Here is a 14,841-nt window from a genome sequence, read left to right as displayed (position 1 = left end):
AGGAAAAGTGAAACGATTCGAGGAGTTCCAGGGCGAATCGCCGCGGTCAGAAGCCCCACACGAGCGGGACGACGATGACGGTGGTCGCGAGCACCAGGAGCTGCAGCGGCAGCCCCACGCGCGTGAAATCGTTGAAGCGATAGCCGCCTGGCGCGATCACGAGGACGTTCACCGGAGAGGCGATCGGCGTGGCGAACGCCGCGGAAGACGCGAACGCGACGCCGATGAGGAATGGCTCTGGCGCGAGGCCCAGCGCGCCGGCCAGACGAACCGCGAGGGGGGCCATGAGCAAGGCCGTCGTCGTGTTGGAGAGGACCATCCCGAGGGCCGAGGTGAAGAGGACGAGCAAGCCGAGGACCACCGTGGGCCGCGCCCCGGTCAGGAGCGCCTCGACCGCGGACACGGCGGCCCCCATCGCCCCGGTGCGCTCCAGCGCCGTGGAGACGGGGATCATCCCCGCGATGAGCACGACGCTCTCCCAGTTCACGGCGCGGTAGGCGTCCGCCGGGCGCACGCACCGCGCGAGCACCAGGAAGACCGCGGCGAGCAGCACGGCGACCACGTTGGGCAGCCACCCGAACGCCATGATGACGAGCATACCCAGGGTGACCCCCACGGCGGCGAGGGCGCGCTGGCGATCGACGAACACCGCGCTCGGCGCGTCGGGCTCGGCGACGAGCACGAGATCCCGCCGCTCGTCGCGGAGGTTCCTCAGGTGCTTCTGCCGCCCTTTCACGAGGAGCGTATCGCCGGCGCGGAGCTTGAGATCGCGCAGCTCGGGCGTCGCATGGAACACCGGCAGCGATCCTCCGCCCCGGCGGATCGCGAGCACGTTGGCGCGGTAGCGATCGCGGAACTTGGCTTCCCGCAGGGTCTGTCCCGCCAGCCGGGAGCGCCGCGGGAGCACGACCTCACACATGGACTCTTCGTCGGGCAACGAGAAGGCGGGGCGCTCCGGGAGCGCTTCGAGCCCCAAGCGCTCTGCGAGCGCGGCGATCGCGCTGTCGCTCCCGAGCACGCGCAGCTCGTCGCCGACGGCGAACACCGCTTGCGGGACGACGCGCTGGGCCAAGCGGCCACGAGGCCCGTCATGCGTGATCCCCACCACGGTCACGCCGAACTCGGCGCGGAGGTTCGCGGCGCCGAGCGTGAGGCCGGCGAGCTTCGAGCGCGCGGTGACGCGCAAGGCGCGCAGCGACGTGTCGAGCTCGTACTCCACCGCGAGATCGCCCAGCGTGAGCGAGCGCGGCGCGCCCGCGTCCGCCGCGTCCGCCTTGCCAGGGAGCATGCGACGACCGAGCGACACGACGTAGGCCACGCCGATCACGAGCACGGCGAGGCCGGGAACGATGAAGCTGAAGAAGCGAAATGGCTCTCGCCCCGCCTCACGGAGGGCGTCGCTCACGAGGAGGTTCGGCGGCGTGCTGATGAGCGTCAGGTTGCTCCCGAGGTGCGCGGCGAACGCCACGGGCATGAGGAGCCTCGCGGGCGCGATTCCGCGCTTCAACGCGAGGGTCCCGACCACCGGCAGGAGGATCGCCACGGTCCCCGTGGAGCTCATGAAGGCGGACAGGAGCGCCGTCGCCCCCATCACGACCACCATTACCCTCGCCTCTCCCGATCCCGCGACGCGCTCGAGGCGGTGACCCAGCCAGTCGGCGACGCCGGTGTCCGTCAGCGCGGCCCCCACGATGAACAGGCCAGCTATCATGAGCACGGCCGGGTTGCTGAACCCGGCGAGCGCGTCCGGGACCGTGGTGACGCCGGAGAGGGTGAGCGCGAGCAAGGACATCATCGCCACGACGTCGAGCCGCAGGCGATCGCTCACGAACAGGACGATCGTGGCTCCGAGGATGGCCAGCGTGAGAACAGCTTCCGGCATCATGCGACGGCGCAGCCTATCCGAAGGGGCCGCAGCGCCAACCCCCTATCGTCTCACCGTCTCACCGGCGCTCACGCCGTCTTGCCCTCGGCGGGTCGAGTCGGCGCGCGCGTCCAGGCGCCGCGCGCCGCCGGGACACGCTCCGCTGCCGCGCCGCTCAGGGCAGCTCCAGCACGAACGAGGAGGGGCGCGCGACAAGCACGTCGCACGGCGCCGAGCGCATGACGGATTCGGCCACGCTGCCCAGGAGAGCGCGCGAGATCCCCGAGCGCCCGTGCGTGCCCATGATGATGAGATCGGCCTTCCACCGCGCGGCTTCGCGGACGATCGCGCGCCTCGCGTCGCCGCGCCGGACCGACGACTCCCACGTCACGCCGAGCCCGTCGAACGAGTCGAGGAGGCGCCGGAGGCCGGCGCGCGCGTCGTCATGGTATCGCGCCTTGTAGGCCGCGAACTCCATCGAGGGGAGGGCGAGCGCCATCCTGTCCTCGAAGGGCACGTGGTAGGCGTGGATCGCCCGGATGCGGCTCACCTCGGGGTCGATGACCTTCGTCGCGAGCGCGGCGCTCCGGAGCGCGACGTCCGAGAGCTCGACGGCGAGCAGCGGCCGCCTGTGGGCGCCGGCGGGGGGTCGCTGCACGACGAGCACGGGCGTGTCCGCGTGACGGACGGTGAGCTCGGCCGTCGACCCGAGCAGGAGATCGAGGATCGGGCGCTCCCCGTGCCTGCCGAGGACGATCAGCTCCGCGCCGCGGCTGCGCGCATGACGGATGATCTCGACGAACCCTCTGCCGACGAGCACGCTCGGGGCGACCTGCAGACCTGCGTTCCCCGCGCCTCGGGCGACGTCGAGGGCGCGGGCCGCGATCTCGTCGAGTGAGCGGCGCGCGGCCTGCTCCGCGCTCTCGCCCTCCGCGGGCGAGGCGGGCGCCGGCAGCACGTGAACGAGGTGCAGGGTGCTGCCCGCCGCGAGGGGGAGGCGCGCGGCGCGCTCGATCGCCGCGAGAGCGCCCGGCGAGAAATCGGTCGCAGCGAGTACGTCGCCGAGGCGAGCCTCGCGGCGCGGTGGGCTCGTCGTCCGGCCGTCGCGCTGGGGGGCCGGCTCCGCCTGGGCGGGCGAGCTGGGCGGCGTCGTGGGCGTGGCGTTGGTGCGGCGCATCGGCTCGTCGCGCAAACATAGCAAGCCGCGCGCCAGGCGTCGCGGCCCGCCCTGCGCAGGGCGCACGTGCCGTTGAGAACCTGCAAGGCACCGAAGACGCGGAAATGTGTATCATGCATACAACTGCGCCCTCCAGAGCGTCAAGGAATTTGTGCAAAATACACGCATCACGAAAAAGAAGCTCCGCGAGCTCCACGGCGCCATGGTCGACCTGACGGCGCTCATGAACCAGCCGCAGCGCGATCAGGCGCTGATCGCGGAGGCAGGCATCTCCCTGGATCAAGCCCTCTTTCGGCTGCTCGTGGGGATCGAGCGCTTCGGGCCGATCGGCGTGGTCGAGCTCTCGAACCGAGCCGGCCGCGATTACACGACCGTCAGCCGCCAGGTCGCGAAGCTCGAGAGCCTGGGGCTCATCGAACGTCGACCGAGCCCGGCCGATCGTCGCATCCATGAGGCGGTGATCACCGACGAGGGGCGGCAGATGACGGACGCCTTGGACGCCGCGCGTCAGCGGCTCGCGGCCCCTATCCTCGCCAGGTGGAGTGAGGAGGACCTCAGCGACCTGGTGCGCCTGATGCGCCGGTTCGTGGACGACTTGATGGCGCAGTCGAGCGGAGCGGACAGGACCTGAGGTGGTCGCAGGCCTCCTGCGGCGCCGCCTTCACCCGGGGCACGGCGTGTGCGCGCCCGCGGCGTGCACCGCGGCGCGCCTCCCCGGCTCGAAGCGGATCGGCAAGCGCGCCGGACCGTGCACGATGATCGCCTTGCGCGGCTCCCACGGCTCGTCGCTCGCGCGCCGGAGGCCCTTCAGACGGCAGAGGAGATCCGGCAGCGCGATCCGCGCCTCCAGGCGCGCCAGCGCCGCCCCGATGCAGAAGTGGATGCCGTGGCCGAACGCGACGTGCGGGTTGGGGTCGCGCCCGATGTCGAAGCGGCCAGGGTCGTGGAACTGATGCGGATCCCGGTTCGCGGAGCCGATCACGGGCAGCACCAGCTTCCCGGCCGGGATCACCTGGCCGTGCACCTCGACGGCGCGCCTCGTCTCGCGGAACACCATCTGCAGCGGCGAGCGGTGGCGCAGGACCTCCTCGATCGCCGAGGGCAAGAGCTCGGGCGCCGCCCGGAGGCGGAAGAGCTCCGCCGGGCTCTCGAGGAAACACAAGATCGCGTTGTCGATCAGGTTCGTCGTCGTCTCGGTGCCCGCCGCGAGCAGGAACTGGAAGAAGCTCAGGATGTCTCCCTCGGTCAGCCGCTCGCCGTCCACCTCGGCCTCGACGAGCCGGGTCAAGAGGTCCTCCGCCGGCGCCCTCCGGCGCGCCTCGATCAGGCCCGCCAGATACGCCTTCATCTCTTCCTTCACCACGGCGTGCTCGCTCACGGCCCTCGCCGCCTCCTCGCCGCCGGAGATCGCGTGGCTGAGGTTCACTATCACCTCGCTCCAGCGCAGCAGCCGCGCCCGGTCCTCGGGGGGAATGCCGAGCATCTCCGCGATCACCATCGTGGGCAGCGGCCCCGCGTAGTCCGCCGCGAGGTCCATCTCCCCGCGCTCGATCCACGGATCCAGGAGATCGCGCGACAGCTCGCGGATGCGCGGCTCCAGGCCCGCGATCGAGCGCGGCGTGAACGCCCGCAGGACGATGGATCGAAGCTTCGTGTGGCGCGGCGGGTCGGAGAAGACGATCCAGTCCGGCGCCTTGCCGGTGGGAGGCGTCACCGCGGAGCTGAAGGCGTCATGATCGGTCAGCGCCCGCTTCACCCCGTCGTAATCGAAGACCATCCAGAGATCGAGCGGAGCGACATGGAACACGGCAGAGCCGGTCCGCAGCTGATCGTAGAGGGGATAAGGATCACGCCGCATCTCGTCCGGAAAAAGGTTCATCGTCGAAACCTCCGTCGTCTGGAGTCGCCGGTGGCAGCCGCCCTTCGGCGACGATGGTAGTCGATGCACCCACGAGATGGATCGCTGGAACGCGCCTCCCGCGCGGAATGCGCCAGTCGACACGACCCGGACGGACGCGGCGAGGAGCTCGCCCTGCGCGACGAGCCAGGCCGAGTCGACTTCACCGATCGACGCGCTCCGCTCGCCGATGCTGGCCGTCACGCCAGGATCCAGGTTCACCGCCGTTGGCAAGATCGGCTCGAACCCTGGCATCTTTCAATTCAGCGGCGCCCTCCGAACGAACTCTTGATTCCACGGTGAACCCGGGCCTCCGGCAACGCAGCGCCGGGGCCGCGAGCACCGCAGAGCCCGCCGGCCGGGCGCGCCGGCGCGCCCCCGCTCGATCCCGGTCGATACCGCCGCATCGAGGCCGCAGTGCTGATGTCTGTAGGCCTCAATCGGCCCATCGCAGAGCCGCTGGAGCCGCGGGATCTCCGACAGACCGCCCGCCCCACGCGACGGCGAGACGTGCACACGGCTTGCATAGGCCGCGCTGCGAAGGCCGGCTCGCAGGAGAGCCGCCCTGTCGAGGCCGATCCGAATTCGGACGGCCGCGCATCGAAAAGTCCACCGGTAGCGTCCTGCGAAGCTTATAAGACGGCCCGGGATTTCGAGCATGCTCGCCGATCCTCCTCGTCGAGCACGCCGCGTTTCCCCCAACTTGCCTGCGCGCCGGAGCAGTCGACGGCCGCTCGCCCAAAGCACCCAAGGTGATCCTGCGCATGAGAGCCCCCTTGCCCCCTCGATGGATCTGCGGCGCCGCCGCCCTAGCCGCGGCGGCGTGGGCCGCGCCAGCGTCCGCTCAGGAAGCGGGACCGGCGCGCGGCCTCGCCCTCAACCGCTTCAGCCCCGCGCCCGCCGGCGACCGGATGTTCGGTGTGCCGTCGCCGTACGCGGCCTCGCCGAACCAGGACGGCAGCGCGACGCTGCACGTGATGCTGCTCGGCGACTACGCGCACAACCCGCTCGTGCTCACGCGGCAGGGCAGCGACGAGCACCTCGGCGCGATCGTCGGCCACCAGCTGTTCCTGCACCTGAACTCCTCGCTCACGCTCTGGGACCGGCTGCACGTCAACGTCGACCTGCCGCTCGCCGTGCTGCAGCAGGGCGACAGCCCCGCGGCCGAGGGCCTCTCGTTCAGGTCGCCGAGCGACGTGCAGCTCGGTGATCTCCGGGTCGGGCTGCGCCTGCGCCTCGTCGGCGATTACTTCGACCCGTTCCAGCTCGCCGTCGGCGGCTTCGTGTGGGTGCCGACCGGCGACCGCGACGGCTCGTTCGTGGGCGAGGAGTCGGTCCGCGGCCTGCCGCAGATCCTCGCCGGCGGCCGGATCCCGGGCTTCGTCTGGTCGGCGGCGGCCGGCGTCGATCTGCGCCCGGCGCAGACGTTCGCGCAGGTGCGGCAAGGCCTGATGTTCAACGGCGGCGCGGGCGTCGGCCTGCTGCTGGGCTCGGAGGAGCAGCTCCAGATCGGCCCCGAGGCGACCGTGTCGACGGTGCTGGAGGACCCGGAGGCCCGCAACACGAACGTCGAGGCGCTGCTCGGCCTGCGCTACCGCTTCGCGCCGACGCTCCGCGACTTCGAGCTCGGCGTCGCCGCCGGCCCCGGCTTCACCTCGGGCATCGGCACCCCGGATTTCCGCGCCGTCGCGATGCTCGCGTACTCGCCCGAGGTCCGGCGCGCGGACCCGGACCGCGACAAGGACGGCATCGTCAACGAGAAGGACGCCTGCCCCGACGTGCCCGGCGTCGGCGACCCGGATCCGAAGAAGAACGGCTGCCCGCCCGCGGATCGCGACGAGGACGGCTTCCTCGATCGCGTCGACGCGTGCCCGGACACGCCCGGCATCGCGAACGACGACCCGAAGAAGCACGGCTGCCCGCCGCCCGGGGACCGCGACAAGGACGGCATCACGGACGACGTCGACGCGTGCCCGGACGAGGCCGGCCCGGCGAACGAGGATCCGAAGAAGCACGGCTGCCCGCCGCCGCCCGACAGGGACGGCGACGGCGTGATCGACGCGGAGGACGCCTGCCCCGACATCCCCGGTATCCGCACCTCGGATCCGGCGACGAACGGCTGCCCCGGCGACCGCGACGGCGACACGGTGCGCGACGATCAGGACGCCTGCCCCGACGAGAAGGGCAAGCCCGATCAGGATCCGGCGAAGAACGGCTGCCCCGTCGCGGTGCGCGTCACCGAGCAGGAGATCGTCATCCTCCAGCAGGTGCAGTTCGACACCGGCAAGGCGACCATCAAGAAGGCGAGCGACGAGCTCCTCGATGAGGTGGCGGGTGTGCTGAAGGAGCACCCGGAGATCACCAAGATCGAGGTGCAAGGGCACACAGACCCGCGCGGCGGACGCGCGTACAATATCAAGCTCAGCCAGGCGAGGGCCGAGTCGGTCACGAAGGCGCTGGTCCAGCGCGGCATCGAGGCCGAGCGGCTGGCGTCGAAGGGCTACGGGCCCGACGTCCCGATCGCGGAGAACGACACCGACGAGGGACGCCAGAAGAACCGCCGCGTGCAGTTCAAGATCCTCGAGAAGAAGCCGAAGCAGCAGGAGGCGCCGTGAAGAGACGTTGGATCCTAGGTAGTCTTGTCGGGCTCGCCTGCGTGGGCGGGCAGGGCGGCGCCGCGCACGCCGCGCCCGTGCTGCGCGTGGAGGTCAGCCAGCGGGGCGACTTCCTCCTGATCGGCAACACGCTCGGGTACGAGTGCGGTGGGGACCTGGAGCCGGCGACGCCCGTGGTGGGCAACGCTAACCCTGCGCAGTGCGGGAGCAGCGGGCTCGGCGACAGCTCGCCCGACGTGTACTGGAAGGCCGATTCGCCCGGAGAGGGCGAGGCGGAGGCGAACACCACCATCACCGCGAGCGAGGCGCAGAGCACCGCCTGGCTCGAGGTCCCGGCCGGAGCCACGGTCACGCACGCCTACCTCTACTGGGGCGCACACATCTCGTCCGGCGATCCCGTGGACACCACGGTGACCCTGGCCCGCCCCGGCGCGGGCGGCTTCGAGGAGGAAGTGAACGCCGTCGCCCCGCTCGGGGGGTCGTTCACCCCGGACCCGGACAGCACGACGACGGAGTACTACCAGTCGTTCGCGGACATCACCGCGATCGTGCAGGAGCACGGGACCGGCGCCTACCGGGTGGGCGGCGTCCACAGCAAGGACTTCATCGCTGCCCCCCCCGCCAACTTCGACCACAACAACTTCGCCGGTTGGTGGATGGTCGTGTTCTATGAGCTCGCCTCCGAGCCGCCGCGCCATCTCGCGCTCTTCCACGGGCTGGACGCGGTCAACACCCCGCGCCTGGGCCAGCCCAACCAGGGCGTGCAGGCCTTGCTCTCGGGGTTCGTGGTGCCGAACGCGGGCTACGACGCGAAGATCGGCATGGTCACGTTCGAGGGGGACGCGTCGATCGACGGAGACCGCTTCCTCTTCAACAACGAGGTGCTCGAGAACACGCTGAACCCCTCCGACGACTTCTTCAACGGCACGCGCTCCTACCTCGGCACGCCGGTGTCGAATGCCGGGGACTTGCCGCAGATGGTGGGGCTCCCGGGGGCCATGGCCGGCATCGACATCGACGTCCTCGACATCACGTCCCTGGTGAGCGCAGGCCAGACCTCGGCGCCCATCGAGGCGGCGACCGACGGCGACCTGTATTTCCTCGCCGGCTTCGTCACCTCGATCTCGACGTTCAAGCCGGACTTCACGTCGTCCACGAAGACGGCCGTCGACGTGAACGGCGAGCCGCTGCTCGCGGGCGACGTGATCCGGTACACGGTCGAGGTCGTCAACACGGGCAACGACGCGTCGGTCGACACCGTGCTCACCGATCCGCTGCCCCCGGGCGTGACCTACGTGCCGGGCTCGCTGGCGATCGAGTCGGACCCGAAGACGGACGCGGCCGGCGACGATCAGGGCGAGTACGACGCCGCAACGCGCACCGTGCGCGTGCGGCTCGGCGGGGGCGCGAGCGCGGCCGAGGGCGGCACGCTCCCCGCCGTCAACGGCGCGACGACCGTGACCTTCCAGGTCACGGTGGACGCCGGCGCGGAGGGGCTGATCTCCAACCAGGCGATCGTGACCGCCGCCGGAGAGCAGGGCTCGCCGTCCGAGGAGACGCCGACCGACGGCAACGGCCCGGCCGGGGGCACCCCGCCGACCGACGTCATCATCGACGGGTGCGCGACCGACGCGCAGTGCGCCGCGCCGACGCCGTACTGCCAGACGGAGGCGACGCCCAACGAGTGCGTCGAGTGCCTCACCGACGCGCACTGCGGGCCGCTGGCCCCGCAGTGCGATCCCGACGCCAACGCCTGCGTCTGCGTGCCCGAGGCGACCGACGTGTGCGGCGACGGGATCGACAACGACTGCGACGGGGTCATCAACAACGGCTGCGACTCGGACAACGACGGGATCGACGATCCCACCGAGATCGCCGCCGGCACCGACCCGAACGACGCGGACAGCGACGACGACGGCGTGCTCGACGGTGAGGAGCCGGAGTTCAACGAGGACTCCGACGAGGACGGCCTCATCAACGCGCTCGACCCCGACAGCGACAACGACGGGCTCTACGACGGCACCGAGCTCGGCCTGCCCTGCGACAACGCCGCCACCAGCGCCGCCGCGGGCCATTGTCGCGCCGACGGGGACGCCGGCGCGACCAAGACCGATCCGCTCGACGCGGACAGCGACGACGGCGGCGTGCCCGACGGGAACGAGGACGTCGACCTCGACGGCGTCGTCGACGCGGGCGAGACCGATCCGAACAACGGCGAGGACGACGTGCCGCCGACGGACACCGACGGCGACGGGCTGAGCGACGACCTCGAGGAGACGATCGGGAGCGATCCGAACGACGCCGACACCGACGACGACGGCGCGCTCGACGGCCAGGAGCCGAACCCCGCCGACGACACCGACGGCGACGGCCTCATCAACGTGCGCGACGTCGACAGCGACAACGACGGGCTCTTCGACGGCACCGAGCTCGGCCTGCCCTGCGACAACGAGGACACCGACGGCGACGCGGGCCACTGCCGCGCCGACGCGGACGAGGGGGCGACCAAGACCTCGCCGGTCGATCCCGACACCGACGACGGCGGCGTGCCCGACGGCCAGGAGGACCTCGATCTCGACGGCGAGATCGACGCGGGCGAGACCGATCCGAACAACGGCGCCGACGACGGGACGCCGGCGGACACCGACGGCGACGGGCTGATCGACGTGATCGAGGAGGAGATCGGCACCGACCCGAGCGACGCGGACAGCGACGACGACGGCGTGATCGACGGCGACGAGCCGAACTTCAGCGACGATCACGACGACGACGGCCTCATCAACGCGCTCGATCCGGACAGCGACGGCGACGGCCTGTTCGACGGCACCGAGCTCGGCCTGCCCTGCGACAACGCCGCCACGGACGCCGCCGCGGGCAAGTGCGTCGCGGACGCCGACCCGGCGACGACGACGCACCCGCTCGACGCGGACACGGACGACGGCGGCATCTCCGACGGCGCCGAGGACGCGAACCACAACGGCGGCATCGACGAGGGCGAGACCGATCCCAACAACGGCGACGACGACGCGGTGGACGAGGATCGCGACGGCGACGGGCTGCCCGACGCGGAGGAGGAGGCGATCGGGAGCGATCCGGACGACGCCGACACCGACGACGACGGCGTGCCCGACGGCCAGGAGCCGAAGCCCGGCGAGGACACCGACGACGACGGCCTCATCAACGTGCGCGACGTCGACAGCGACAACGACGGGCTGTTCGACGGCACCGAGCTCGGCCTGCCCTGCGACAGCGAGGGCACCGACGCGGAGGCGGGCCACTGCCGCCCCGACGGCGACGCCGGCGCGACAAAGACCGACCCGCTCGACGCCGACACCGACGACGGCGGCGTGCCCGACGGCCAGGAGGACGTGAACCTGAACGGCGTCGTCGACGCGGGCGAGACCGATCCCAACGTCGGCGAGGACGACGGGACGCCGGCGGACAGCGACGGCGACGGGCTCATCGACGCGATCGAGGACGAGCTCGGCACCGATCCGAACGACGCCGACAGCGACGACGACGGCGTGATCGACGGCGACGAGCCGAACTTCAGCGACGATCACGACGGCGACGGCCTCGTCAACGCGCTCGACCCCGACAGCGACGGTGACGGGCTGTTCGACGGCACCGAGCTCGGCCTGCCCTGCGACAACGCGGCGACCGACGCGGGCGCGGGCACCTGCATCGCGGACGCCGATCCCACGACGAAGACGAACCCGCTCGATGCGGACACGGACGACGGCGGCGTGGCCGACGGCGTGGAGGACGCGAACCACAACGGCGCCGTCGACGAGGGCGAGACCGATCCCAACAACGGCGACGACGATCAGTCGGCCTGCAGGCAGGACAGCGAGTGCGGCGGCGCGACGAGCGGGATGATCTGCGAGGATCACGCCTGCGTGGCGGGCTGCCGCGGCACCGACGGCAACGGCTGCCCGTCCGGCCAGGTGTGCAGCTCGACCGACAGCACGGCGGGCACCTGCGCGCCCGAGAGCGAGAACGACCCGACCGGCATCTTCGCCGAGGGCAACGGCTTCTGCGCCGCGCGGCCCACGCCCGCGGGCAGCACCCGAGGAGCCGCCGCGCTCCTGCCCATGCTCGCCGCCCTCGCCGGCCTCGCCCTGCGCCGGCGCCGCGCGGGCCGCTGACCGGCGGATAGAGAGGCCCACGGCCGCGCGCCGCCCCGCCCACCTGGCGGGGCGGCGACCCCTCCAGCGGCCGCGGGCGCCTCTCGCCGCAAGCGCCCTCAGGGGCGCCGAGACCCCCTCCCCCTCCCCTACCTGCTACCCGCGTTCGCCCTCGCCACCCGCGGCGCGGGGCGCCGCCGTGTAAGTTTCTTGTCCACCTGTAGCCGTCCTCCGTAGCGTACAGCGCCAAGGAGAACGACCATGGAGATGCTGCTCGCCAGCGAGCGCCGCGCCACGCGCCGCGCTGCGATCGTGGAGTGCCAGGCCGTGCGCGAGCGGGGCTTCCGGCTGCTCGGGACCCGGGCGATCGACCTGTCGATCGACGGCATGCTCGTGCTGACGAGCGCTCGCCCGCTCACGGGTGAGCCGGTGATCGTCTCGTTCCGGATCCCGGACACGAGCGTCTGGATCGACGCGACGGCGACGATCGCGCGCACGCTCCACGGCCGGCGCCTGGGCGACCCGGGGCGCGCGGTGGGCCTGCGCTTCGACCCGCTCGACAGGGCGTCGAGCCGGCGCCTCCGCGCGGCGCTCGAGCATTTCCCGCCGACGTACCCCTACCGCGCGCAGCGCGTCGACTACGCGGCGACGGCCGCGATGATCGCGCTCAGCTGATCTGCGCGCTCGAGCGACCGAGCGGCCCCGACGCCGCCGCGGGGCAGCTCCCCGCGATGAGCGATCAGAGCGAGCGATGGGGCTCGACGTCGGCGACCGGGAACTCGGCCCGAAAGCTGGAGAGCCGGACGGCGAACACCACGCGGCCCTCGTCGACGCGCGGCATGCGCGCCGGATCGACGCGCGCCTCGAGCAGGCGCGCGTGGCGGGCGCTCCCGCGCGCGGTCGGCGCGCAGAAGTAGTCGTGCCCGTCGCGGTGGTGCACCAGCCGGCGGAGGCGCGCAGGCACGAGCGCGCTCGAGGCGGGCAGGCTCGGGCCCGCGGCCGCGAAGCGCAGATCGGCGAAGACGTCGCCGCCCTGCGACGCCCGGAAGCGCTCGCTCCCGTCCGCCTCGCGCGCGATCTCGAAATCGGCGTGCTCCTTGGGGATACCCCAGTTGCGCTGCCCGTTCACCACGCTGTCCCACGAGCTGACGTAGATCTTGCTGATGGACCAGCAGAGGCCGCGGCGCGTGCGGAAGCGCCCGGGGATGAACAGGAGCTCGCGATAAGGCCCCACGTTCGACGACGTGTAGTCGAGCGCCATCAGCAGGCTGTAGCGCCCCTCGAAGCGGGGGCGGAGCGCCTCCGGGATGAAGCTCTGCTCCTCGAGCAGCCGCTCCGGGAGCTCGAGCATCACGATGGTCGCATCGCCGGCCAGCGTCCACGGCGCCGGCGCCGGCTTCACGTCGGGAGGATGACCTCCGGCGCTCTGGCTCATCGCGACCGCTCCCTGGGCTCGATGGGATCGGGGACCTCGAGCAGATCGATCGCCCCCGGAGGGCGCCGCGCGCTCGCGAGCTCCGATCGCTCGAGGTGGGCGAGGACGGCGAGGACGGCCGCTTCGTCCCACGCGTCGCCGAGGATCTGCAGGCCGATGGGCAGGCGCTCGGCGTCGACGCCGACGGGCGCCGTGCCGGCGGGGAGGCCGGTGAGGTTGCCGAGGAAGGCGAAGCGGCACATGCCGTCGAGGGCGATGGGATCCAGGAAGGCGCGGCCTTCCTCGGCCTGCGCGTAGCGGGGCGCGGTGATCGCCGTCGTCGGGAGCGCGAGGACGTCGACGCCGGCGAGGGCGCGCGCCACCTCGCGGCGCATGCCGGCGCGGAGCCGCGCGGCGTCGATCTGCTCGAGCGCGGTGACGCCCGAGAGGAGGCTGAAGGTGACGCGCAGGTCCTCGCTGATGAGGTCGCGCTGCTCCCTCCAGGCGCGCTGGAACGCCGCGAGCGACTCGGGGCCGATGACGAGGTAGCCGATGGAGGCCGCGTGCCTGGCGAGGGGGATCGTCACGTCCACGAGGGTCGCGCCCTCGCGCTCGAGCGCGCGCAGCGCCCCCCAGCACACGCTCGCGACCGGGGTGGAGGCGTCGCGCCACTCCGCCTCGTCGACGCCGATGCGCAGGCCGCGCACGCCGGCGCCGAGGCGCGCGCCGAAGCCTCCGGGGGGCGGCGGGGGCGCCCACGCGGTGAGGTCGTCGTCGGGGTCGGGCTCGCTGGCGACGGCGTCGAGGAAGCGCGCGAGATCGGCCGTGCTGCTGGCGATCGGCCCGGCGTGGGCGACCGAGCCCTTGAAGCCGTCGCCGGCGCGGCTGACGCGGCCGAAGGTCGGCTTGATGCCGAAGACGCCGTTCAGCGCGGCGGGCGCCCGGATGGAGCCGCCGCCGTCGCCGCTGGCCGCGAGCGGCGCGAGCCCGAGCGCCACGCCGACGGCGGAGCCGGTGGAGGAGCCGCCCGCGGCGCGCTCCCTGTGGTGCGGGTTGTGGGGCATGCGCTGGTGGACGCTGTTGCCGATCGGCGACATGCCCCACTCGGTGAGCACGGTCTTGCAGAGGAACACGGCGCCCGCCTGCCGGAGCCGGGCGACCACGGCGGCGTCGCGCGGCGCGGGCGGCTGGGGGCCGCAGGGCGAGCCGAGCGTGGTCGGCAGGCCCTCGACGTCGAACTCGTCCTTGACGAGCAGGGGCACGCCGTCGAGCAGGCCGCGGGGCCGCCCCGCGGCGTGGCGCGCGGTCGAGGCGTCGGCGTCCCTGAGCGTCGCCTCGCGCGAGGTGGCGACGGCGATGTTCATGCACGGGCGCTCGGCGGCGAGGGCCTCGAGCGCCGAGAGCGCGCGCTCGGCGACGCGGAGCGGGGTGGTGGCGCCCTTGCGGTAGGCCGCCGCGTAGGCCACCGAGGGCCTGGGCCAGTCGCGGACGGGGGGCGCGCCGAGCCCGGCGTCCTCCCAGCGCCGCGGCGGCGCGGCCTGGAGGGGGCGCGCCTCTGCGGGGACGTCGTCGCGGAAGGCGTCCGGAAGCGAGGCGAGGCGATCGATGCCCAGGCTGCGCTTCATCACCTCCCGGAGCGCGGCGGAGGATCCGGGCGCCTCGGCGGCGAGGCGCGCCGCGGTGAGCGCGCGGCCGGTGAGTCGGGGGACCTTCATGCGGCGCAGCTTACTCGACGGGCTGGGCGGCG

Annotated in this window: 9 protein-coding genes; 4 read left to right on the top strand and 5 right to left on the bottom strand. The window is 72.5% G+C overall.

The window, feature by feature from the left end; genetic code table 11:
- Positions 1 to 46 precede the first annotated feature (46 nt).
- The gene (locus WMF44_RS00665) at positions 47 to 1,885 is read right to left on the bottom strand and encodes an SLC13 family permease (protein WP_437297181.1); all 1,839 of its coding nucleotides are present in this window, start codon (positions 1,883 to 1,885) and stop codon (positions 47 to 49) included.
- Between the two features lie 154 nt (positions 1,886 to 2,039).
- The gene (locus WMF44_RS00660; RefSeq protein ID WP_437297180.1) at positions 2,040 to 3,041 is read right to left on the bottom strand and encodes a universal stress protein; all 1,002 of its coding nucleotides are present in this window, start codon (positions 3,039 to 3,041) and stop codon (positions 2,040 to 2,042) included.
- A gap of 202 nt (positions 3,042 to 3,243) precedes the next feature.
- Between WMF44_RS00660 and WMF44_RS00655 the strand changes: the two genes are divergently transcribed.
- Positions 3,244 to 3,672, top strand: coding sequence for a MarR family winged helix-turn-helix transcriptional regulator (locus tag WMF44_RS00655; protein WP_437301514.1), 429 nt, complete (start codon positions 3,244 to 3,246; stop codon positions 3,670 to 3,672).
- 30 nt (positions 3,673 to 3,702) lie between these two features.
- Here WMF44_RS00655 and WMF44_RS00650 read toward each other — a convergent pair whose 3' ends face one another.
- Positions 3,703 to 4,920, bottom strand: coding sequence for a cytochrome P450 (locus tag WMF44_RS00650; RefSeq protein WP_437301513.1), 1,218 nt, complete (start codon positions 4,918 to 4,920; stop codon positions 3,703 to 3,705).
- Positions 4,921 to 5,702: 782 nt separating this feature from the next.
- On the opposite strand from WMF44_RS00650, the gene WMF44_RS00645 reads away from it, so the two are divergent.
- The 3 genes from WMF44_RS00645 (at position 5,703) to WMF44_RS00635 (ending at position 12,355) form a co-directional block, all read left to right on the top strand.
- Positions 5,703 to 7,553: an OmpA family protein gene (locus WMF44_RS00645; RefSeq protein WP_437297179.1), complete on the top strand. Its 1,851-nt coding sequence runs from the start codon at positions 5,703 to 5,705 to the stop codon at positions 7,551 to 7,553.
- Between the two features lie 41 nt (positions 7,554 to 7,594).
- Positions 7,595 to 11,701, top strand: coding sequence for a hypothetical protein (locus WMF44_RS00640; RefSeq protein ID WP_437297178.1), 4,107 nt, complete (start codon positions 7,595 to 7,597; stop codon positions 11,699 to 11,701).
- A 240-nt stretch (positions 11,702 to 11,941) separates the two neighbouring features.
- A complete protein-coding gene (locus WMF44_RS00635) occupies positions 11,942 to 12,355 on the top strand; it encodes a PilZ domain-containing protein (protein ID WP_012232753.1) in 414 nt (137 codons plus the stop codon).
- A 64-nt stretch (positions 12,356 to 12,419) separates the two neighbouring features.
- On the opposite strand, the gene WMF44_RS00630 is transcribed toward WMF44_RS00635, so the two are convergent.
- Both WMF44_RS00630 and WMF44_RS00625 read right to left on the bottom strand, forming a co-directional pair.
- Positions 12,420 to 13,115: an acetoacetate decarboxylase family protein gene (locus WMF44_RS00630; protein ID WP_437297177.1), complete on the bottom strand. Its 696-nt coding sequence runs from the start codon at positions 13,113 to 13,115 to the stop codon at positions 12,420 to 12,422.
- Entirely contained in the window at positions 13,112 to 14,809 is a 1,698-nt protein-coding gene (locus tag WMF44_RS00625; RefSeq protein ID WP_437297176.1) for an amidase, read from the bottom strand. Before WMF44_RS00625 ends, WMF44_RS00630 begins: the two co-directional genes overlap by 4 nt.
- Positions 14,810 to 14,841 lie beyond the last annotated feature (32 nt).

The sequence above is a fragment of the Sorangium sp. So ce426 genome (assembly GCF_051475585.1).
In the GTDB taxonomy this organism is placed as follows: Bacteria; Myxococcota_A; Polyangia; order Polyangiales; family Polyangiaceae; genus Sorangium; species Sorangium cellulosum_B.
Note: the sequence above shows the minus strand (reverse complement) of the source record. Positions and strands in the feature narration are given on the sequence as shown.

Bases quoted from the DNA above. Each gene is read 5' to 3' on its own strand.
- WMF44_RS00665 (WP_437297181.1), bottom strand. From the start codon at position 1,885: ATGATGCCGGAAGCTGTTCTCACGCTGGCCATCCTCGGAGCCACGATC.
- WMF44_RS00660 (WP_437297180.1), bottom strand. From the start codon at position 3,041: ATGCGCCGCACCAACGCCACGCCCACGACGCCGCCCAGCTCGCCCGCC.
- WMF44_RS00655 (WP_437301514.1), top strand. From the start codon at position 3,244: ATGGTCGACCTGACGGCGCTCATGAACCAGCCGCAGCGCGATCAGGCG.
- WMF44_RS00650 (WP_437301513.1), bottom strand. From the start codon at position 4,920: ATGAACCTTTTTCCGGACGAGATGCGGCGTGATCCTTATCCCCTCTAC.
- WMF44_RS00645 (WP_437297179.1), top strand. From the start codon at position 5,703: ATGAGAGCCCCCTTGCCCCCTCGATGGATCTGCGGCGCCGCCGCCCTA.
- WMF44_RS00635 (WP_012232753.1), top strand. From the start codon at position 11,942: ATGGAGATGCTGCTCGCCAGCGAGCGCCGCGCCACGCGCCGCGCTGCG.
- WMF44_RS00630 (WP_437297177.1), bottom strand. From the start codon at position 13,115: ATGAGCCAGAGCGCCGGAGGTCATCCTCCCGACGTGAAGCCGGCGCCG.
- WMF44_RS00625 (WP_437297176.1), bottom strand. From the start codon at position 14,809: ATGAAGGTCCCCCGACTCACCGGCCGCGCGCTCACCGCGGCGCGCCTC.